Origin of the sequence: Corallococcus sicarius, from assembly GCF_003611735.1 — a bacterium.
GTDB lineage: Bacteria > Myxococcota > Myxococcia > Myxococcales > Myxococcaceae > Corallococcus > Corallococcus sicarius.
Genome location: NZ_RAWG01000075.1, coordinates 13,291 through 34,172, shown reverse-complemented (window position 1 = coordinate 34,172; position 20,882 = coordinate 13,291). Strand labels below are relative to the sequence as shown.

17 protein-coding genes are annotated in these 20,882 nt (G+C 71.0%); 9 read left to right on the top strand and 8 right to left on the bottom strand.

What is annotated here, in order from left to right:
• Window positions 1-230 precede the first annotated feature (230 nt).
• Entirely contained in the window at window positions 231-2,180 is a 1,950-nt protein-coding gene (locus D7X12_RS14500; protein ID WP_120625862.1) for a PAS domain-containing sensor histidine kinase, read from the top strand.
• 159 nt (window positions 2,181-2,339) lie between these two features.
• Window positions 2,340-2,504, top strand: coding sequence for a hypothetical protein (locus D7X12_RS43445; protein WP_244224551.1), 165 nt, complete (start codon window positions 2,340-2,342; stop codon window positions 2,502-2,504).
• A gap of 21 nt (window positions 2,505-2,525) precedes the next feature.
• On the opposite strand, the gene D7X12_RS14490 is transcribed toward D7X12_RS43445, so the two are convergent.
• From D7X12_RS14490 to D7X12_RS14480, 3 genes are all read right to left on the bottom strand, one after another.
• Window positions 2,526-3,056: a TspO/MBR family protein gene (locus tag D7X12_RS14490; protein ID WP_120625860.1), complete on the bottom strand. Its 531-nt coding sequence runs from the start codon at window positions 3,054-3,056 to the stop codon at window positions 2,526-2,528.
• Window positions 3,057-3,219: 163 nt separating this feature from the next.
• Window positions 3,220-3,990 (bottom strand): ferritin-like domain-containing protein, encoded by a 771-nt coding sequence (locus D7X12_RS14485; protein WP_120625859.1) that lies wholly within the window; start codon window positions 3,988-3,990, stop codon window positions 3,220-3,222.
• Window positions 3,987-5,192, bottom strand: coding sequence for a hypothetical protein (locus D7X12_RS14480; RefSeq protein WP_120625858.1), 1,206 nt, complete (start codon window positions 5,190-5,192; stop codon window positions 3,987-3,989). The genes D7X12_RS14485 and D7X12_RS14480 overlap by 4 nt, the downstream gene beginning before the upstream one ends.
• A gap of 287 nt (window positions 5,193-5,479) precedes the next feature.
• On the opposite strand from D7X12_RS14480, the gene D7X12_RS14475 reads away from it, so the two are divergent.
• From D7X12_RS14475 to D7X12_RS14465, 3 genes are read left to right on the top strand one after another with little or no spacing between them, the layout of a single operon-like run.
• On the top strand, window positions 5,480-7,816 hold the full coding sequence (locus D7X12_RS14475) for a CHASE2 domain-containing protein (RefSeq protein ID WP_208719033.1): 2,337 nt from the start codon (window positions 5,480-5,482) through the stop codon (window positions 7,814-7,816).
• Window positions 7,817-7,848: 32 nt separating this feature from the next.
• Window positions 7,849-8,433, top strand: coding sequence for an SH3 domain-containing protein (locus D7X12_RS14470; RefSeq protein ID WP_120625865.1), 585 nt, complete (start codon window positions 7,849-7,851; stop codon window positions 8,431-8,433).
• A complete protein-coding gene (locus D7X12_RS14465) occupies window positions 8,433-9,395 on the top strand; it encodes a M48 family metalloprotease (RefSeq protein ID WP_244224550.1) in 963 nt (320 codons plus the stop codon). The genes D7X12_RS14470 and D7X12_RS14465 overlap by 1 nt, the downstream gene beginning before the upstream one ends.
• 18 nt (window positions 9,396-9,413) lie before the next feature.
• Here the strand turns inward: D7X12_RS14465 and D7X12_RS44285 are convergent, their stop codons facing one another.
• From D7X12_RS44285 to D7X12_RS14445, 3 genes are read right to left on the bottom strand one after another with little or no spacing between them, the layout of a single operon-like run.
• Window positions 9,414-11,306, bottom strand: coding sequence for a hypothetical protein (locus tag D7X12_RS44285; protein WP_244224549.1), 1,893 nt, complete (start codon window positions 11,304-11,306; stop codon window positions 9,414-9,416).
• A gap of 9 nt (window positions 11,307-11,315) precedes the next feature.
• A complete protein-coding gene (locus D7X12_RS14450) occupies window positions 11,316-12,275 on the bottom strand; it encodes a ParA family protein (RefSeq protein WP_120625856.1) in 960 nt (319 codons plus the stop codon).
• A gap of 47 nt (window positions 12,276-12,322) precedes the next feature.
• Entirely contained in the window at window positions 12,323-14,479 is a 2,157-nt protein-coding gene (locus D7X12_RS14445) for a HEAT repeat domain-containing protein (RefSeq protein ID WP_120625855.1), read from the bottom strand.
• A gap of 239 nt (window positions 14,480-14,718) precedes the next feature.
• Between D7X12_RS14445 and D7X12_RS14440 the strand changes: the two genes are divergently transcribed.
• The gene (locus tag D7X12_RS14440) at window positions 14,719-15,606 is read left to right on the top strand and encodes an NAD(P)H-dependent flavin oxidoreductase (protein WP_244224548.1); all 888 of its coding nucleotides are present in this window, start codon (window positions 14,719-14,721) and stop codon (window positions 15,604-15,606) included.
• A 425-nt stretch (window positions 15,607-16,031) separates the two neighbouring features.
• Complete coding sequence (locus D7X12_RS14435; protein ID WP_120611376.1) at window positions 16,032-16,406, top strand: helix-turn-helix transcriptional regulator; 375 nt, start codon at window positions 16,032-16,034, stop codon at window positions 16,404-16,406.
• A 19-nt stretch (window positions 16,407-16,425) separates the two neighbouring features.
• Here the strand turns inward: D7X12_RS14435 and D7X12_RS14430 are convergent, their stop codons facing one another.
• Complete coding sequence (locus D7X12_RS14430) at window positions 16,426-17,832, bottom strand: sensor histidine kinase (RefSeq protein ID WP_120625853.1); 1,407 nt, start codon at window positions 17,830-17,832, stop codon at window positions 16,426-16,428.
• Window positions 17,833-17,974: 142 nt separating this feature from the next.
• Complete coding sequence (locus tag D7X12_RS14425; RefSeq protein ID WP_120625864.1) at window positions 17,975-18,583, bottom strand: phospholipase D family protein; 609 nt, start codon at window positions 18,581-18,583, stop codon at window positions 17,975-17,977.
• Window positions 18,584-18,702: 119 nt separating this feature from the next.
• Between D7X12_RS14425 and D7X12_RS14420 the strand changes: the two genes are divergently transcribed.
• Together D7X12_RS14420 and D7X12_RS14415 are read left to right on the top strand one after the other, a co-directional pair.
• Window positions 18,703-19,377, top strand: a complete 675-nt coding sequence (locus D7X12_RS14420; RefSeq protein ID WP_120625852.1) for a TetR/AcrR family transcriptional regulator — start codon at window positions 18,703-18,705, stop codon at window positions 19,375-19,377.
• A 37-nt stretch (window positions 19,378-19,414) separates the two neighbouring features.
• Window positions 19,415-20,866 (top strand): aldehyde dehydrogenase family protein, encoded by a 1,452-nt coding sequence (locus D7X12_RS14415; protein WP_120625851.1) that lies wholly within the window; start codon window positions 19,415-19,417, stop codon window positions 20,864-20,866.
• Window positions 20,867-20,882: the final 16 nt, after the last annotated feature.

Sequence of the window (20,882 nt, the reverse complement as noted above, 5' to 3'; positions counted from 1 at the left end):
CACCGCGGGAGTCCCCTCCCCGGGATGAGCTGCCCGCCCGCCCCTACCGCAGGCAGGCTGGCGGCGCCGTGAAGCCGGCCTCCGCGCGCCATTCCAGCCAACAGTGTGTACCTGTAGGCAAAGGGGCTGCGCACGAGGCGACCGGATTCGTGCCCGTCAACGCCGGGGGACCCCCATGTCCCGGCAGGACCGGCGCCGCGGCGCGTGGAGGCGGCGCCCAGGAGCGAGGCATGGTCGCAGGAGCCGCACGGGAGCTGGAAGCCGTCTTGGACGCCGCGGTCGATCCAGTCATCGCGTGTGGCGCGGACGAGCGCATCCTGCACGTCAACGCGGCGACGGAGCGGCTGTTGGGCTGGGACCGCGAACAGCTGCTCGGCAGGCCGGTCACCGACCTCTTCCCTCCCCGCCTGCACCAGTTCCACGGGCTGAGCCTGCTGCGCTACCTGCTGTCGCGCCGCAAGGTGCTCGGCGGGCGCCCCACCCGCGTCTTCTCCCAGCGCCGCGACGGCGTGGAGCTGCTGGTGGAGCTGACGGTGGGCACCACGGGGACGGGCGACATGGAGCGCATCGTCCTCACGATGCGGCGGCTGCACGAAATCATCGACACGCTGGAGGAGCCCCTCGAACACGTGCCCGGCGCCCCGGAGGTGCTTGCGCACCACGAGGAATCCGCGGACCGCTTCTACCGGCTGCTGGTGGAGCACGCCCCCCTGGGCATCTTCCACTTCGACCGCGCGCCCATCATCACCGCCTGCAACACGCAGTTCGCGCACATCATCGGCACGACGAAGCGCCACCTCGTGGGACTGCACCTCTTCACGCTGCGCGACGCGGGCCTCATCAGGTGCGTGCGCGAGGCCCTGAACGGCCGACCCTGCGACTACGAGGGTGACTACCGGGCGGTCACCACCGGCAAGGTGACCCCCGTGCGCATCCGCTTCGCCCCGGTCTACGGCGACGACGGCGAGGTGGAGGGCGGCGTGGGCATGGTGGAGGACATCACCGACCGCCGCCGCGTGGAGGCCGAGCGCGAGGCACACCTGGCCCAGCTGGACCTGCTGTTCCGCAGCGCCCCCGTGGGCATCGGCTTCGTGGGCACGGACCTGCGGTACGTGCGCGTCAACGAAACGCTCGCGCAGATCAACGGCGTCCCCGCCGAGGCGCATCCGGGCCACACGCCCCAGGAGCTGTTCGGAAGCCTCCCGGGCGAGGTCTCCGAGTCCATGCTGCGCGAGGTGCTGACCACGGGAGAGCCCGTGGTGCAGCGGGAGACCACCACCGACGAGGACCTGGGCGTGCCCGGCCCCCGGCGCCACCTGAGCGGCAGCTGCTACCCGGTGCGCACCCCGGACGGCCGGATGCTGGGCGTGGGCATCCTCATCGAGGACATCACCGAGCGGAAGAAGGCGGAGGATGAGCGCGCGCACCTGTACCGCGAGGCCCAGGACGCCATCCGCGTGCGCGACGACTTCCTCTCCATCGCGAGCCACGAGCTGAAGACGCCGCTCACGCCGCTGAGCCTGCGCCTGGCCACGCTGGAGCGGCGCCTGGAGCGCGGCGAGCACGTGGACCCCGGCCTCTTGCGCCACGCGCGCCAGCAGCTCACGCGCCTCACCGGCCTCATCAACGACCTGCTGGACGCCTCGCGCATCGAGGCCGGCCGTCTGTCATTGCACCCGGAGGCCACCCGCTTCGACACGCTGGTGGAGCACACGCTCAAGGCCATGGAGGCCCAGCGTGGCGACCACGTCTTCGAGTTCGAGCGCCCCCCGGAGGCCGTGTCCGTCCACGGCGACGCGTACCGGCTGGAGCAGGTGGTCCTCAACCTGCTGGAGAACGCGCTCAAGTACAGCCCGGACGGGGGCACCATCCGCGTGCGGCTGTCGGTGAAGAAGGACCTGATGGTGCTGTCCGTGAAGGACCCGGGCATCGGCATCCCGGAGGACCAGCAGCAGCAGCTCTTCGACCGCTACTTCCGCGCGCGCAACGCCTCCACCCGCTCCTACGGCGGGCTGGGCCTGGGCCTCTACATCAGCCGCGACATCGTGGAGCGCCACGGCGGCCGCATCTGGGTGGAGAGCGAACCGGGCCAGGGCTCCACGTTCTACGTCGCGCTGCCGACCGTCTCCGCCACGCGGCAGCCCCTGCCGCTCGTCCAGCCGGATCGCCACCTGCACTGAAGCCGGCGGCCCCCCACGCTGAAAGAACTTCAGCCGCAAGCCTCCCACATGGGCACCCGTCCTGATGCAAAGGGCTGGAATCCCATGCCTCCGACCCCTGGCACGGCGGGTGCTCTAGGGGAGTGCACGGGAGGGAGCACCCATATGGAAAACATGACGATGACGAGCGAGACCCCTGTCAGCCGCGACAACGACGGATGGGTCGTCCGCGTGAAGGTCGGGGGCCGCATCCAGGAGGTGCGCTGCGCCTCGGAGAACCAGGCGCGCTACTTCGCCGCGGTGCTCGCGTTCAACGCGGGCCGGCCCTCGCGCCTGCGCAACTAGCGGCGTCAGGCATTGACGGCATCAGGCATTGCGCCACGCGATGTCGGTGGACAGCACGTTGGCGAAGGACACCCAGCCCAGGTAGGGGGCCATCAGCCACGGGGCCTTGCGGTCCACGCGGCTGGCGGCGGCGGTGTACGCCACGATGCTGCCCAACAGGGCCCAGTTCTCCACCGCGGCGGCGCGCACGGCGCGCTTGCGGAAGAAGAGGTGGGACCAGGCCGAGTTGAGGCCCAGTTGCACGAACCACAGGCCCAGGGCCTGGGAGCGCTTCGCGCCCGCGGGGGAGCCCCAGATGCGCCAGCCGGAGACGGCGATGAGCGCGTAGAGCGTGGACCAGACCGGCCCGAAGACGGCCGCGGGGGGCTGGAACGACGGCTTCTTCAGCCGCTTGTACCAGCGCTGCGACACGGCCTCGCGCGTGCCGCGAGCGCCCAGGTAGACGGCCCCGGCGGTGATGGCCCCGAACGCGCCCAGCGCCACCACCGACTCACGGTTGAGCGTGGCGTTGTGTTCCAGGCCCTCGGAGCCTCCCAGCGCGCTCAGCTGCATGGCATTGCCTCCTGCTTCCAGAAGAAGTCGTGTGCGAAGCCACAAGCTGCGTCCTCCCGCCACGGCCGGCCAGGGTGAGCCTGCCTGGCCGCACTGCGGGAGGGCAAAGACACCGGGCCCGTCGTACGGACCGGGCCCGGAGGGCTTGGGCTTGCAGCCGCCTTCAGGGGGCGGGGACGACCGGCGCGGACTCCATGGGCGCGCGCGCTTCGGTGGAGACCCCCGCCGCGAGCCAGCTCTTCACCAGCAGCAGGTGCTCGGCTTCCGCGTCCAGCGCCAGTTGGAAGCGGTCCGCCAGGGCGTCATGGCCCAGGCCTCGCGCCAGGTCGATGAGCAGCTCCCAGCTGGCGTTGTCCGTCAGCTCCGCCACCAGCAGCGCCTGCATGCACTGGCGCAGGTTGGTGCGCGCGTCGGAGATGGCCGCGGGCACGCCCATGGAGATGACCGCGGTGAGGTCCGCCGACGGCGTCATCGCCGTGGGGTCCGCGCCCAGCTTCTCCAGGGCCTCGACGAGCAGCGCGAAGTGGCTGAGTTCGTCATCGAGGATCTTCGTGAGCAGCTCGCGCGAAGGGCCGCCCTCCCAGCTTCCGAACACGTCCAGCTTGGACAGGGCGCCCTCGTAGAGCCGGACGCCGGTGCGCTCGAAGGCGAGCCGCTCCCCCAGCTTGTCGATGAACACGGTGGGCTTGCCGCCCTTGAGCATGTCCACCGCGGTCTTCGCCATGCCCTTGAGGCTGGACGGTGGCGGCACGGAGCCCAGGCCGTCCCCTGCCTCGCGCGCGTACTGCTTGCGCACCTCCAGGATGCCCTGGCCGTCACCCGGGCTGCTGGGCGTGGCGCGCGCCGCCTCCTGGATGACGTCCTTGCTGTCGATGGGGGACGTCTTGATGCCGGTGCGGTTCATGCCCACGTCGGCGATGGTCTTCTTGCTCATTGCAGCCTCCTGCCTTCCAGCACCGAGCCCATGCGCTCCGCCTTCGCGGCGAGCTCCGTGCCCGGCCTCCAGTGGTACCCGGCCGCCACCGTCTCCGTGGGCGACCCCTCCGAGTTGAGCTGATCCCGGTAGACGAGCGAGCGGTGCCCGGGAGGCAGCTGCGACGCGTCCACGTAGTCCGGACCGTTGGCACGCATGTCCACCTCCTGCGACAGCACCTTGCGCACGAACTCGCGGTGCTCCTTGAAGGCGATGGGCTCCGGGAGCGTGCGCGGCAGCACCTCCGCGGGGTCGCGGCGCTCCAGGTTCTTGAACAGGTCCATCACGTAGTGCAGGTGGCCCAGCTCGTAGTCCACGAAGCGCTGCCACACCGCCTTCACGTACGGGTTGGTCTCATACGCGAGGCACGAGGAGTAGTTGTAGACCTCCGTGGCCTCGTGCAGCAGCCACTTCTCCAGCATGGACTCGTCCGGGTCGACGAGCGAGCCGTACTGGGTGACGTGCTGCTCCTCGATGGAGGCGATCTCCGCGTAGAGCTGGCGCGCGACGGGGTCCGTGAACTGCGGCCCCACGACCATGTAGTAGTCGTGCGTCATGGACTCGGCCGCGGTGATGGTGATGGCGTGCATCTTGGACAGCGGATCCGCGGTCTTGTGGTCATACGGCCGCCGCAGGTCGTCCAGCGGGTGGCGGTGCTCCACCGCCGTGGGCCGGCCGGGACGGATGTCCGAATAGGACTGGATGAGGTTGTTGGGGTCCTTGCCCTCCACGCGGTCGTAGAGCGCCGAGTAGCGGTACAGGTGGTCGAAGTCCTCCAACATCCCGAAGCGGTACGTCTGGGCGAGGTACGGGTCGGGCTCGTGGATGGCCACGCTGGCCGTCACCTCGATGGCGAGCTGCTCGAAGCCGAGCGTCGTCTCCAGGGCGCTCTGATCCGGCGGGTTGAGCCAGTTGACCAGCGTCTGCTGGTGGTGCTCCGCGCGGCGCACCAGCGCCAGGTGCGGACGCAGCTCGCGGCTGAGCCGGGCGAAGATGTGCTTCATGCGCAGCGCATCCGCCTCGATGCCGTTCATCAGGATGACGCGTGAGCGGGTGAAGGCGTCGTCGTCCAGCTTGCTGTAGGGACGGCGAACCAGGTCCTTCCAGGTGAAGAGCTGCTTCTCCAGGGGGATGCCTTTTTCTTGGAAGAGATCCAGGGCCACGTGTGACTCCTTGTCAGCGGGGGCGGGGCGGGAGGGCGCTGCGGCCCGGACGGCGAGAACACCGCGTCTGCCCCGCGACAGAAGGTCAGGAGACAGTCCCGGGACGGCAAGAGCCGCCTCCACGCTGGCCGTACAAGGCGAGGGGCTGCGACGGCTCGCTCGGACTCCTGCTCTACCGACTCTTACGGACCTCCTGGACCCAGGTCCGATTCACGCTGGGCACGGGAGTGCCGTGGGGCAACGTGCATGGGGTAGCGTGCGGGCACCGACGTCGAGGGGGAGTGGCCGTGGCGGGTGAACCGTGGAAGACCATCCAGCAGCGCTGGCGCAACCACGGGCTTCAGATGCTCGGGGTGGCGCTCGTGGCCACGTTGATCGCGGCCGCGTGTCAGTACGGAGGCCTGTTGGAGCCCGCGGAGCGCATGGCCTACGACCAGGCCCTGAGCGCGTTCACGGGCGAGCGGGACAAGTCGTCGCACGTGGTGGTGGTGGCCATCGACCAGTTGACCCTGGACGCCATCAGCCAGGACGAGGGGCGGCGCACCAACTTCGGCAACTGGCCGTACACCCGCACGCTGTGGGCGCGCATCGCGGAGGAGTTGCAGGCGGCGGGCGCGAAGGCGGTCCTCTTCGACGCGGTGATGGACGAGCGCGCGTCGGACGAGTCCGCGGACCTGGGTTTCGCCCAGGTGCTTCGCGAGCTGGACCTGCCCTTCTACGTGGGCATGGTGGCCAGCGGCACCGCGGCACCGCTGGCCCGCGCGGACTTCCAGGCCCCGGTGCCCGTCGCCGCGCCCGAAGTCGCGCCTGCCGCGGCTGAAGCTGAAACAGCTGCGGAGGAGTTCGAGGACGGTCCCGCGACGGTCATCCCCCCGCTGACGAACGAGGCCCTGGCGCGGGCGCTCGCGTTTGCGGCGAGTCGGACGGATGGGAAGTCGTTGCCCCGGCTCGAGTACGAGTCGGACGACAGGACCTTGCGTCCGCGCCATCCGGTGCCGCCCACGCTCGCGCTGGTGGGCGCGGTGGACGGGTTCGGCCTGGTGGACACGGAGGCGGATCCGGACGGCTTCATGCGGCGCACGCGCTTCGCGTACACGGACGGCATCAACACCTACGCGACGCTGCCGGTGCGCCTGGTGGCGGACCTGCTGGGCGCGAAGGAGGTCACCTTCTCCGGCCGCGCGCTGCACCTGGGCGAGCGCTCGTGGCGCGTGGACGCGGACGGCGGCGCGGCGCTGGACTACGGCGGCCCGCTGCACAAGCGCTACTGGATGGTGAGCCTGAAGGACGTGCTCAACGACTGGATCCTCCGCAAGGATGGCAAGCCGCCAGAGATTCCCGCGGACACCTTCCGGGGCAAGGTGGTGGTCATCGGCGGCACCACGCCGGGCATCAACGACATCAAGGCGACGCCCTTCTCCTCCACGGAGCCGGGGCTGGTGAAGCAGGCGGCGGTGGTGGACACGCTGCTCGCCGGCGCGTTCATCACCCGCCTGCCGTGGGGCGTGGACCTGGGCTTCACGTTCCTGGTCGCGCTGGTGTCGGCGGTGCTGCTGATGACGGCGCGCTGGACGCCGCTGGAGGTGGGGTGGCCGGTGGCGCTCGTCGGCGGGCTGCTCGTCGTGACGGGCCTGTTCCTGAAGACGGCGCACACGCATGTGCTCACCGCGATGCCGGCGCTCGCGGGCATTGGCGCCAGCGTGGCGGCGCTGGCGTTCAACCACCTGGTGGCCAACCGCGAGACGGAGTTCATCCGGCAGGCCTTCACGCGCTTCATGGAGCCGAAGCTGGTGGCGCAGATGATCCGCTCGCGGCAGCTCCCGCGCCTGGATGGGGAGAACAAGGAGATCACCGCCTTCTTCAGCGACATCCGCGGCTTCTCCACCTTCAGCGAGCACTTCAAGGAGGACCCGCGCCAGCTGGTGCGCATCCTCAACACGTACCTCACGACGGTGAGCGGAGCGCTCTTGCGCGAGGGCGGGTGCCTGGACAAGTACATCGGCGACGCGGTGGTGTGCCTGTTCGGTGCGCCCATGGACCAGGAGGACCACGCCATCCGGGCGTGCCGTGGGGCGCTCGCGGCGAAGGCCGCGGTGGAGACGCTGCGCGTGGAGTTCCGCCAGAAGGGGTTCCCGGACGTGTACACGCGCATCGGCGTGAACAGCGCGGTGAACTTCGTGGGCAACTTCGGCAGTGATCAGCTCTTCAGCTACACGGCCATTGGGGACGGGATGAACCTGGCCGCGCGGCTGGAGGGCGCGAACAAGGCGTATGGTTCCGGCATCATGATCGGCCCGCGCACGTACGAGCTGGCGAAGGACCACATCGAGGTGCGCGAGCTGGACCGGGTGCGGGTGGCGGGCAAGACGGAGGCCGTCACGGTGTATGAGCTGCTGGCGCTCAAGGGCCGGCTGGACGCGGACACGCAGCGCACGGTGGCGCGCTACCACGAGGCGCTGGCGCTGTACCGGCAGGCGCGCTTCGCGGACGCGGTGACGGTGCTGGAGGCGGCAGCCGCGCAGGCGCCCGGGGATGGCCCCACGGGCGCGCTGTTGGCACGCTGCCGCGAGTACCTGGAGGCGCCGCCGGAGCGGTTCGACGGCGTGGTGAACCTGGAGAAATGAAGAAGTCGGGGCCTGGGCCGTTGGAGAGCGTGATGACCAAGCGATGGATGACAGGCGTGCTGCTGCTGGCCCTGGGGCTGCCGGTGACGGGGGCGTGGGCGGTGCAGAAGGACGGCAAGCTGTACGTGAAGGCGCGCAACACGCGCGTCCTCAAGAGCCCGCTGCCCACCTCGGACGTGGTGGCGGTGCTGCAGCCCGGCCAGCAGGTGACGTGGAAGGGCGCCGACCCGAAGAACAAGCAGTGGCACCAGGTGACGGAGCCCGGGGGCAAGCCCGGCTACGTGTTCCAGACGAACCTGTCCACGAAGCCGCCCAACATGGAGCTGGTGGCGAAGGACGGCGCGACGCGCGCCATCGACCCGGCGGCCTTCGTGTCCAGCGGCGCGGCGGTGAAGGCGCTGAGCCCGGGCGCGGAGAAGTACGGCAACGAGAAGGGCGGCACCTCCGCGAAGGCGGTGAAGCAGATCAAGGCGCTGGAGGACCTGGCCAACAAGGTGACGCCGGAGCGCATCGCCGAGCACGTGAAGCAGGCCGGGCTGTTCCCGGTGGTGGCGCCCGATACGAAGCTGGGCCCGCAGAAGGTGGCCACCGGCAAGGCAACGAAGGGGGCGAAGTGATGCGCTCGCTGATCAAAGTGCTGGCGTCGGTGGGCGTGGGGCTGTGCCTGACGTCCTGTGTCCAGATGACGAAGGGGTTGAAGGCCGCGAAGCTGGGCGGCCTCGCGGGCGACGCCGTGGCCGTGTCCGAGAAGTTCCAGCAGTGCGACAAGCTGGAGACCCCGCCCGCCATCACGGAGGAGTACGCGCTGGGCAGCGCGCTGGCCATCCGCTGGGTGCAGCAGGGCGGTGGGCTGATGCTCTCCGGAGCGTCGGAGCAGCAGCTCAACACCTACGTCAACACCGTGGGCCGCAACCTGGCGATGCAGTCCCCGCGGCCGACGCTGCGCTGGACGTTCGGCGTGCTGGAGGACGCGCGCAACTTCAACGCGGTGTCCGCGCCCGGCGGCTACGTCTTCGTCACGCGCAAGCTGCTCCAGGGCGTGGAGAACGAGGGCCAGCTCGCGGGCGTGCTGGCGCATGAGATCGCGCACATCGCCCTCAAGCACGCTCTCAGCCAGTACGCCACGGTGAAGGTGCGCGAGTGCAGGGGCGACGCCGTCGTTTCAACCGCCACCGCGAGGCTGCGGTCGGCGAGCAACTCCAACGGCCTGCTGGACCTGGACGCGGACACGGACCTGCTGGGGACGTTGGCGGACTCCACCATCGAGGAGCTCCGCAAGGGCAACAGCAAGGACCAGGAGCTGGCGGCGGACCGGCTGGCGGTGGAGCTGATGCTGTCCGCCGGCTACGACCCGGGCGCGTACCAGCAGCTCCTCGACAAGATGCCCGAGGGAGATGGGGGAGCCGTCAACCACCCGGAGAAGCAGGAGCGCATGGAGGAGATCACGGCGTTCCTCCGGGAGCTGAAAGACTCCGGGGACTCGTTCGTGGCGTTGTCCCCGGGTTCCCTCCACAACCCCGCGCTGCCGGCCAGCTTCTCCGTGGTGAAGGCCACGGGCGTGGCCAAGGACACGAAGTAGGCCGCGCGGGGCGGAGCGTCAGCGCATCGTCGCCTGGCTGAGGGCGCGGTGCACGGACTCCAGGGCCTTGCGGGCCTCCAGCAGTTCGGCGCGCTCGGCGGTGAGGGACGCGACCTGCTGGGCGAGCACGTCGCGCTCGCCCTGGAGCGTCTCCACCGCGCGGCGCAGGGACGAGGACTCATCCTTGGCGCCTTCCAGCTCCACGGCGAGGCGCTCCTCTTCCGCGAGGCTGTCGGCGAGGGCCAGCTTGCCGCGCGTGACGACCTGCTCGAGGGTCTCGTGCTCCTTCGCGGCGGCCTGGAGGGCCTGGCGGGATTCCTGGAGTGAGAGCAGGGCTTCGTCGCGTTCGCCTTCGAGCGCGGCGAGTTCGCGCTCCAGGTCGGCCAGCAGCTTCACGCGGCCTTCCATCTCCGCGGAGAGGCGGCGGGCCTCGTCCATGCGCAGCCGGGCCTCCTCGGTGGCCTTCTCCGCCTGGCGACGGGCGACCTCGAGGTCCTGGGTGAGCGTGAGGTTGAGCGCCTTGACGCGGGTGAGCTCGGCCTGGAGGTGGGTGATGCGCTCCACGGCGCGCTGACCGGCCTCGGCGACGGTGGCGGGCAGCGGCTCCGGGCGCGGGTTCTCGCGCACGGCCTTGAGGCGGGCCTTGAGGCGCTCGCGGCGCGACTCGGAGTCCATCTCCTCGCGAGGGGGTGCGGGCGTCTGCACCTCGACCTGGGCGGGAGGAGCCTCCTGTCGGGCCACCGTCTCGGCGGTGGTGACGGTGGAGGCCTGGACGGCAGCGTACGTCGTCATGGGCTCGGCCTCGGACATGCGGAGGGCCTGAACGCCCATCCGTCCATCGAACTGTACCCCTGGAGGGGGCCCGGCGAAGGTGGCGGGCGCGCCCCGGGGCGCTTCCGCCTGCGCCATCACCGGAGGCGGCGAGGCGAAGGTGACCGGCGGCCCCCGGAGGGCTTCCGTCGGAGCGGAGACGGGGGCGCGCGGCGCGTCCTGCGACGGAGCGACACCGGCGGGCGGGCTCGCGAACGTGGCGCGCGGTGCCTCCGCGTGCGTCGGGGCCGTGAAGACCGAGTGCTGCGCTTCCGCGTGCGTCGGGGCGTTGAAGCCCGTGCGCTGCGCTTCCGCATGCGCGGACACCGGGGCATTGAAGCCCGCGTGCGACGCATCAGCGTGCGTCGGGGCGGCGTAGGCCTGCGGGGCCATTCGCGGCTCTGCCTGCACGGTGTCCTGCGCCGTGAGGGCATCCCAGCGCGCGGCGGCTGCGGCCTGCGCCTCCTGCGCCGTCGCGGTGTCCGCGAACCGCGCGTGCATCGGCTCGGTGCCCACCTGCGCCGTGAAGAAGGGCTCCGTCACGGTCTCGCGCTGCTGCGCGACGTGCGCCGCCGAGACATTCCATGCGGACGCGGCGACCGCTTCAGCGACCTCCCGATGCGAAACCGGCGGCACGGCCTCCGCATCCCAGACGGACTCCTCCGCGGGCGGCGGCGAGGCCACGTTCCACGTGGGCGCGGCCTCGGGCGCCTCCTGCTCCAGCCACGGCGCCGGGGACTCCTCTTCCTCGTCGCGCCGCGCCTCCGGAGACATCAGGGCGGACAGCGCGTGGGACGCCGGTGAGAACGTCGGCGCGGTCACCGCCGGCAACCCGGGGGCCGGCTGCGGGGACGCTGCACGCGCGGGCGTGTTCAGCGCGGCTTCAATCGCCTCGGCGGCGGTGGGACGCGGGGCGCGACCGCGCTCGATGCGGGCACGCACCTCGGCGGACAGGTCCGGGGACTCGGCGGCGGGCGGCGCTTCCGGCGTGGACGCGGCGGCCGTCCCCGTGGGGTCGGCCGGGTCGAGGGCGCCGGTCAGCGCCCCCAGGCGGAGGCGCGGCTTCGCGCGGGACACGTTCTGTTCAAAGGCTTTCTTCATGGCGGAATCTCAGCCGGCTTTCGTCGCGCCACCGCTCTTGGGCGGAGCGTGCGCGGCCACCAGCCGTGGCAGCACGTTGTCGAGCATGGCCTGGATGTCGTTGGCCCCCTTGGACGTCGGATCCGCCACGAACACCGGGCGGCCCTCGCTGGAGGCCTGCGCGAACTTGGTGCACTGCCGGATGATGGTCGGCAGCAGGTACTCCGGGTAGTGCGTCTGGAGCGCCTCCAGCGCCTCCTTCGCCAGCTTGAAGGTGGCGTTGAAGGAGTTCACCACGATGAACACGTGGTCCAGCACGTGGTTCAGGTCCTCCTCCAGGCTCTGCACGGTTTCAAAGAGCAGCTTCAGGCCGTGGAAGGAGAGGAAGTCCGCGAGCACCGGGACGAACAGGTCGTTCGCGGCCATCAGCGCGTTGAGGTTGAGCAGGCCGAAGGACGGCGGCGCGTCGAAGACGATGAAGTCGTACTGCGCCTCCACGTCCTTGAGCGCGTTGCGCAGCTTGAACTCGCGGCCGGCCATGGGCATGAGCGCCAGGTCCACCGTGGACATGCTCAGGTTGGACGGGATGAAGTCCAGGTTGGGCAGCGTGGACTTCTGGACCACCTGCACGAGCGGCGTCTTTCGCACCAGCACGTCGAGGAGGGTCTTCTCGAAGTCCTCGCCCTCGTAGCCCAGACACTTGGTGGCGTGGCCCTGGCTGTCGAGGTCGATGAGGAGCACCGCGTAGCCCAGCTCCGCCAGGCGCCACGCGTAGGACGTGGACAGCGACGTCTTGCCGGTGCCGCCCTTGAAGTTGAGGAAGAGCTGGCGGCGGTGGCCCGCGCTGGGGGGGAAGCGGTTGAGCGTCGTCCGCAGCTCCCACACGTCTTCCGGGCCGTAGGCGTCCTTGCGCAGCTCCGCGGGGATCGCCTTCGGAGTCACGCCGAGCATCTCGGCCACCTGCTTCGAGCTGTACGTCGGCGCTTCCATGAACGACCCTTCGGATGACGTGTGAGGCCCGGCCGAGGCACCTTGCCTCAAGCGGCGAAGTATTTGTGCCCCCTTCGCACGATGGCCCCTCGGGCCACCAGCAGGGCAACAGCCTCCTGTGCGAGCTCCGCCGGAGCGGACAGCCCGGCCGTCAGCTCAGGGAGCGAGCGTCCACGGACGGCGACCCGCACCTCCTGCAACATCGCCCCACACAGCGCCTCCACGGGCGAAGGGCCCCGGCGCGGCGGAGCCGGGGGCGGTGCGATGGGAGCCGCCGGAGCGCGAGTCGGCGGAGGTGCGCCCATGGCCACCAGCGCGGCCTGTACGGGCGTGCGGCGCACGGCGGGAACGGGCGGGGACACGGCGACCGGAGGAACGGGCGGAACGAAGGCGACCGGACGCGGCGGGGGTGCCGAGGCAGGGCCTGAAGCGAAGGACACCGGGCCCCCGTTCGCGACCATCGCGGGTACGGCCGCGTGCCGCGCGGAAGGAGCGGCATGGGACACGCCCACGGCGGCGACGGCGAGCGCGGGGACGGCCATCGGGGCCGCCGTCCACTGCGAATCGTTCGCGGCCAGCGCGACCGCCGGCTGCTGTGCGCTGTGCACCGCGTGCTGCGCGGCGTTCACGGCCGCCTGCTGCGCGCTGTGAATCGCTGCCTGCTGCATGCTCTGCGCGGCTGCCTGCTGCGCGTTGTGCATCGCGGCCTGCTGCGTGCCTTGAGCCGCTACCTGCTGCGCGTTGTGCATCGCGGCCTGCTGTGCGCTGTGCGCGGCCACCTGCTGCGCACCGTTCACAGGCACCTGCGCCACCACCTGCTGCTGTGCGCCACTCGCAACCACGGGCGCCAGGAGCACGGGCGCCGCGACCTTCACTTCCAGCGTCGCGCGCACGGGCTTCACGGGCAGCGTCGCCAGCCGGCGGATCTCCCGGCGCCGGTGCGCATCATCCAGCGTCACCACCGCCGACACGTCGTGCCCGAGGATGCGCGACAGGCTCTGCGCCGCCGCCTTGCGCACGCGCGACTCCCGGTCGTCCAGCGCCTCCAGCAGCAACATCCGCGCGTTCTCACCCCGGCCCGCGCCCAGCGCCAGCGCCGCCAGCGCGCGGACCTCCGAGTCCGTGTCGTGGATGGCGTCCTCGCCCAGCCGCCGCGCCGTCTCCCCTTCCAGCCCCAGCGCCAGCAACGACGCCCGCCGCCGCACCGACCGGTCCGAGTCCTTCATCGCCTGCGCCAGGTGCGGCGCCGCATCCCGGGGCGCCAGCACGAGCAGCGCCTTCAACGCCGCGATGCGCACCTCCGGCACCGGCGACGACAGGAGCGGCGACACCACCGACGCCCCCTCCTCCCGACACAGCCCCGCGAACGCCTGCAACAGCGCCACCTGCGCCGCCGCGTCCGTCTCCGCATGCAGCGCCGCCGCCAACGCCGGCGCCGCCGCCGGATGCGCCAGCGCCTTCAGCCGCTCCGCCGCGCGCACCCGCGCCGCCGCGTCCGCCGCCGACAACTCCCGCACGGAGAACCCGAACAGCGTCTCATCCGTGGGGCTGCCCACGTGCCCGGACAGCTCCGCCATCTGCTCCGGACTCACCCGCAGGCGGCCCTCGTTCTGCAACCGCTGCGCCTCGCGCGCCACCGGAGACAGCCCCGCGTCCCCCGCCACGAACGCCGCCGAGGCCCGCTGCGGCACCGGCGGCGCGGGACGCTCCGTCCACGGCACCTGCGGCTCGGAGGCCTTGTTGAGCGGCACCGCGGGGCCCCGGATGGGCACGCGCACCGCGGGCACCGTGTCGTTGCGCAGGATCACCTCGCTGCGCAGCTGCGAGATGAACGACGCCAGGTCGAACCCCAGCTCGTCGTCGTCATCCCCATCCACACCGCCGCGCGGCTGCCCGGAAGAATGGATGCGGCTTGCGTCCAGCAGCTTCTCCATCAGCTGGTTGCGCTCCAGGCGCAGCGCGTGGTTGAGCCGCGTCAGCTCCTCCCGCTCCGCCTGCGCACGGCCGCTGCGCACCTCCAGCTCCGCCAACTCGCGGCGCAGGTCCAGCTCCCGCTGGTGCGCGTGGGACAGGTCCTCCTTGAGGTGCGCCAGCTCATCACGCGCGTTCGCCAGCTCGCCATGCAACTGCTGCGCACGGGCCTCGAAGTAGACGATCTTTTCGAGTGCGCTCTTGAGCAGCGCGTCCGGACGCTCGTCACTCACGGCTGGATCTGGCCTCCCCGCGAAGGCGCTCGGCGGCGCTCCCTGGTTCGCGACACCGAAGGGACTCCCCGGCTTCCCCGACCTCGGCCGGGGGGCGCACCTTACGTCAGCCCTACGTGCTACGTAAACCAGGGAAACACCAGGGGTTTTCCCCTCGGAAGACACGCTGCGATTGACAACGCCGCCCAGGCCGATTTTTCGGCCTCGCGCCCGCGCGCACGCATGGTCCAATGCGCCGCATGTCCACCTCGCGCATCGACACCGCCGTCACCCGGATGTTGGGCATCCGCTATCCCATCATCGCCGCGCCCATGTTCCTGGTCTCCAACGCGGCCCTGCTGGAGGCCGCGGGCCGCGCGGGCGCCATCGGCGCCGTGCCGTCCCTCAACTTCCGCACCGCGCAGGCGTACCGGGACTTCCTCGCCACGTTCCCCAAGGACGTGCCCTTCGGCGTGAACCTCATCCTCAAGTGGGCCGAGCGCCTGGAGGAGGACATGGCCGCGACGGTGGAGCGCCAGGTGCCGCTCGTCATCACCAGCCTGGGCGACCCCACGCCCGTGGTGGAGCGCGTGCACGCGTACGGCGGCAAGGTGTGGAGCGACGTGATTTCGCTGCGCCACGCGGAGAAGGCCGTGAAGGCGGGCGTGGACGCGCTCGTCGCGGTGGGCTCCGGCGCGGGCGGCCACGCGGGCAACCTGAGCCCCATGGTGCTGGGCCCCTGGCTCAAGCAGGAGCTGGGCGTGCCGGTGGTGCTCGCGGGCGCGCTCTCCACCGGACGGCACCTCGCGGCCACGCTCGCGCTGGGCCTGGACGGCGCGTACCTGGGCACGCGCTTCCTCGCAACGGACGAAGCCGGCGCCCCGGCCGACTACAAGCAGGCGCTGGTGGACTCAAGCCCCGAGGACCTCGAGTACACGAAGGAGGTGACGGGCGTGCACGGCAACTTCCTCAAGAGCGCGCTGGAGCGCTTCCGCGCGGGCCAGGGCAAGGCGTGGAAGGACACCTGGAGCGCCGGCCAGGGCGTCGCCTTCGTCAAGGACGTGCTGCCCGCCGCCACCGTCGTGGAGCGCATGGTGCGCGAGTACACCGAAGCACGCGCCGCGCTGCCGTCCGTGGACGTGGGCTGAAAAGTTCTCGTGGCATCCGCCGGGCGTGGACCCGCCCTTCCGGCACGACACGCCGGAAGCGCGCGGTCCGCCCGGACCCTCGAAAATGTCCGGAAGCGCGCGGGACAACCCGGCGGGTCGTGCGACCTCGCACGGCCTTCCCGTGACGTCCTGGGAGGGGGACGGGCGTGCGCGCCTACCACCCCGGTTCGACGTCCGCGCGACGCGCGAAAAAACACCCGGGAAGCCTTGCGAAACGCGCGCGCGAGAACGGCGGAAACCGCGATTTGTCGCGGGTTTGCGGCGCTGCTCCGCACGTCCGGAGATGTCAGACCCCACTCGTAATCTGTGTCTCACGAGGTCACGCACGGCAGCGACTTCTCCCCGGTACCTCTCCGCCGAAAAGCGGGGGGAGAAGCTCCTCTTTTCGACAGGTTTTCCACGCCATGGAACAACGACTGGCCACCCTCATTGGAAACGCAGTCCGCGCGGCCCGGCAGCGGCTGGAGCTGACGCAGGCCGATGTGGCCGAGCGCGTCGGCATCGCCACCGAGGTGTACGGGCGGCTGGAGCGCGGGCACATGCTGCCCAGCGTCCGGACGTTGCGGAAGCTGTGCCTGGTGCTCAGCTGCTCGTCGGATGTGCTGCTCGGGTTGAGCGCGACGGCGGCCATCACGGAGGACGGCGCGCCGCAGCTCGCGGAGGATCCGCCGGAGTACCGCGAACGTCCCGAGGTGCGCCGGCTGATGCGCACCGTGCGCAAGCTGGACTCCCCGCGCCTGCGGCTGTTGGGGCAGGTCGCGCACGCGCTGGAGCGATGAGCGCCAGCGCTCGCAGTCGCTAGTCCGCCGCGGGCTCCACGGCCGCGTCATGGGGCGCGGGCGCGGCCCCGTCCCGGCGCGGAGGCTGGGACGCGGGCCTCGCGGCGGGCAGTCGGAGGATGAAGCGCGCGCCGCCCTCCGCGCGGTTCTCCGCCTCCAGCGTGCCCCCGGCGCGTGCCACATACTCGCGGCACAGCGCCAGCCCCAGGCCCGTGCCCTTGCCGGGCGGCTTGGTGGTGAAGAAGGGCTCGAAGAGGCGCGGCAGCACGGCCTCGGGGATGCCCGGGCCGTTGTCCTCCACCTCCACGCGCACGTGCTCACCTTCCATGCGCGCGCGCAGCATCACGAACGCGGTCCGGTTCGTGCGGGAGGACTCCAGCGCGTCCGCGGCGTTGATGAGCAGGTTCACCAGCACCTGCACCAGGTGCCGGGGGGTGAGGCGCGCCTGGGCCAGGCCCTCCGCCACGCTGCGCTCCACGCGGGCCAGGCTGCGCAGGCGCACCGACGCCAGCCGCTGCGCTTCGGCCAGCGCCTCGCCGACGTCGCAGGACTCCTGGCCGCCGGACTCCTCGCGGGAGAACAGGCGCAGGTCGGTGATGATCTGCTGGATGCGCGTCACGCCCTGCTGCGTCTCCTCCAGCACGCGCCGCACGTCCTCCAGGTCCGCGGGCACGCCCTCGGCCCACTCCTCTTCCAGGTAGCGCAGGTTCGCCGTCACGTACGCGAGCGGGTTGTTCACCTCGTGCGCCACGCCCGCCGCGAGCTGCCCCACCACCACCAGCCGCTCCACCTCCGCGCGCTGGCGCTCCGCTCTCACGCGGCGCAGCTCGCTGTCCGCCAGCTGACGCAGGGCCTCCACGCGCTCCAGGTGCGCGGACTGCTGGGCGCCCTGCAGGCGGCGGAAGGTCTCCGCGCCGTGGGCGGACACCAGCATCACGAAGACGAGGCTGGCGGACTGGCGGACGAGCGCCGACAGGCCCTCGCCTGACATCCAGGTGATGACCACCACGCTGACCAGCGTGCCCGCGATGGCGAACCACACCGGCAGCCGCTGGCCGGGGATGAAGACGGCGACGAAGAGCGGCACCGTGAAGAAGGAGGAGTACAGCGGGCTCGACAGGCCCCCCGTGGCCTGGATGCTCACGGTGAGCGCCGTGAGGCTCACCACGCCCGCCAGGATTCCGCTCACCGGGTTGCGCAGCCAGCCCGCGCCCACGAGCGTGCCCAGCAGGACGAAGGCCGCGGCCCAGGTCAGCTGCACGCCGAGGAACACCGGCCGCACGCCTCCCAGCACGAGCGGATGGGTCAGCGAGCCCAGCGCGAGGAGCAGCGCGCACAACCAATAGGTGCGTCGCTTCACCCGACGGCTGGCGCGTTCGTCCGCGGCCGCGTCGTTGCCCTGCGTCTTGGAGCCGAGGAGCGCCACCCGGGCTTCAGTCTGCCCGGATCCGCGGCGCGGCGCTCGCGAAGTCCGCGCGGACGGGCCCGGACTGCACGCCTGGTGCCTGCCGGGAACGCTTCGCGCGGGGGCGAGCAGCGAGGTCCAGCGTCATGCGGTGTCCTTTTCGTCAGCGACGCAGCCGCCGGGACTGTCCCAGACGCACCGCGTCCCTCCCCCGTTTCTTCGCCTGTCCCACGCCGGAGGGCAAGATGGGGTCCGGGCAGACGGAGCGAAGCCGGCACCCCCTGCACTCGGCGCCACCCCACACTGCGTCAAAAAGGGCGGTGGTCCGGTCGATGACGTCGAAGTCCTCGGTGACGAAGCCCATCTCGAAGTTGCGGACGTCGTCGCCCTTGGCGCCCAGCCCCGCGCCGGTGAGGTTCGCGCTCCCCAGGTAGACCCACGCCCCGTCCACCACCACCGCCTTGAAGTGCACGCGCGGGCACACCTTCAGCTCCAGCCCACCCTTCACCAGCCGCGAGCGGGCGTCGAACGCGGCCCGGAACGGCCGGCTGGGCAGCTCCGCGTGCAGCAGCCGCAGCGCGACGCCCCGCGCCGCCAGCCCGTCCAGGATTTCCAGCAGCGGGACGAACTTGCCCCCCTTCCCCTCCACGTACATGGCCTTCACGTTGGCCGTGGCGATCCACACCGACTCGCGCGCATGGGCCAGCTTGCGCAGCACGACCTCCCGGTACAGCGCGCTGCCCGACAGCACTTCCGCGTCGATGGGCCTCATGATGTCACCCAGCGTCGCACATGAAACCACACGACACCACTCCCCGGCGACCGTCGGACGCAAGAAGAATGACCTCGGGTCAGCTTGACGGATGACCTGGGGTCACTTAACTCCGGGTCATGGTGGGAGCATCGGCACCCGGTCGGGTGGGTCCTTCGCGAGCGCGGCGGGACGAGGACAAGGAAGCGCGGCGGCGGGAGCTGCTGGACGCGGCGCGGGCGCTGTTCGAGGCCACGTCGTTCGCCCAGGTGAAGATGGCGGACGTGGCGGCGCGCACGCGGCTGGCGAAGGGGACGGTGTTCCTCTACTTCCCCACGAAGGAGGCGCTCTTCCTGGCGCTCCTGGACGACCTGCTGACGGCGTGGTTCGCGAAGCTGAACGGACGGCTGGCCGACGGTGACGGGGCGTGGACGGCGGAGCAGCTGGCGCGCACGGTGGCCGCGTCGCTGGAGGGGGAGGAGACCTTCACGCGGCTCTTGGCGCTGATGCAGACGGTGCTGGAGCAGAACGTCACCGTGGAGCAGACGCGGCGGTTCAAGGAGCGCGTGCTCGTCGCCATGGGCGCGACGGCGGTGCTGCTCCAGCAGCGCCTGCCCTTCCTCACCGCCGAAGACGCGGGGCAGTTCATCCGCCACGTGCACGCCCTGGTGACGGGCCTGCGGCAGATGGCGGACATCGCGCCGGTGGCGCGCGAGGTGCTGACGCTGCCGCACATGGCGCCCCTGCGCGTGGACTTCACCGCCGAGTTGACGGCGGCCATCACCACCCTTCTTCGCGGGCTTCAGGCCCGCTGACCCCGCTGCACACGTCTGTTCCGGAATGGAGCCCGTCATGCTGGAAGCCGTCGCGTCAATCCTCCCCAGGCCCTCGTTGGAGATCGACCGCATCCCCGCGGTGTTCGCGTCGCAGCGCGCGAACCGCTGGAACCTGTCGCGCAGCACGCCGGCCGAACGCATCGCCCGGCTGCGCAAGCTGCGCGAGGCCATCATCGCGCGGCGCACGCAGTTGGCCGAGGCCATCCACCAGGACTTCCGCAAGCCGGCGATGGAGGTGGAGCTGACGGAGATCCACCCGACGCTGGAGGAGCTGAACCACACGGTGAAGCACCTGAAGGGGTGGATGAAGCCCAAGCGCGTGGCGACGCCGCTGACGCTCAAGGGCGCGTCCAGCCACGTGCGCTACGAGGCCAAGGGCGTGGTGCTCATCCTGTCGCCGTGGAACTACCCGTTCCAGCTGCTGGCCGCGCCGCTCATCGCGGCCGTGGCGGCGGGCAACGCGGTGATGCTCAAGCCCAGCGAGAAGACGCCCCACACGTCGCGCTTCCTGGCGCAGCTGGTGCGGGACCTGTTCCCGGAGAACGAGGTGGCCGTGTTCGAGGGCGGCGCGGACGTGGCGGAGGCGCTGCTCCAGCAGCCGTTCGACCACTTCTTCTTCACGGGCAACCCGCACATCGGCCGCAAGGTGATGGCGGCGGCGACGAAGTTCCTCTCCAGCGTGACGCTGGAGCTGGGCGGCAAGTCGCCCGTCATCATCGACGGGTCCGCGAACCTGACGGCGGCGGCGGAGGCGCTGGCGTGGGGCAAGTTCATCAACGCGGGCCAGACGTGCGTGGCGCCGGACTACATCTACGTGCCGGCGTCGAAGCAGCAGGCGTTCCTGGAGGCGCTCAAGGGGGTGCTGACGCGCTTCTACGGGGCGACGGAGGCCGAGCGTCAGGCGAGCCCGGACCTGGCGCGCGTCGTGGATCCGGCTGCCTGGAAGCGCCTCAAGGAGGTGTTGGACCGCACGGTCGCCGCCGGGGCCAGGGTGGAGACGGGCGGCACGGCGGATGGGCCTTCACGGTACGTGTCCCCCACGGTGTTGTCCGGGGTGACGACGGCGATGCCCATCATGGAGGCGGAGATCTTCGGGCCGGTGTTGCCGGTGCTCACCTACGAGCGGCGCGAGGAGATCTACGCGCACATCAACGAAGGCGGAAAGCCCCTGGCGCTGTACATCTTCGCGCAGGATTCGAAGGTGGTGGAGGAGGTGCTCCAGCACACGACGTCCGGCGGCGTGGTGGTGAACAACGTGCTCATCCACGTGGCGAACCCGAACCTGCCGTTCGGTGGGGTGGGCATGAGCGGGCTGGGCAACTACCACGGACACTACGGCTTCAAGACCTTCAGCCATGAGCGGTCGGTGATGGTCCAGTGGATGAAGTCGCTGGCTTCGGTGTTCTTCCCGCCGTATCGGGGGAAGACCCAGGAATGGGCCTCCCGCGCGACCCGGATGCTGGAGTAGTCCGGGCCGGGAGCAG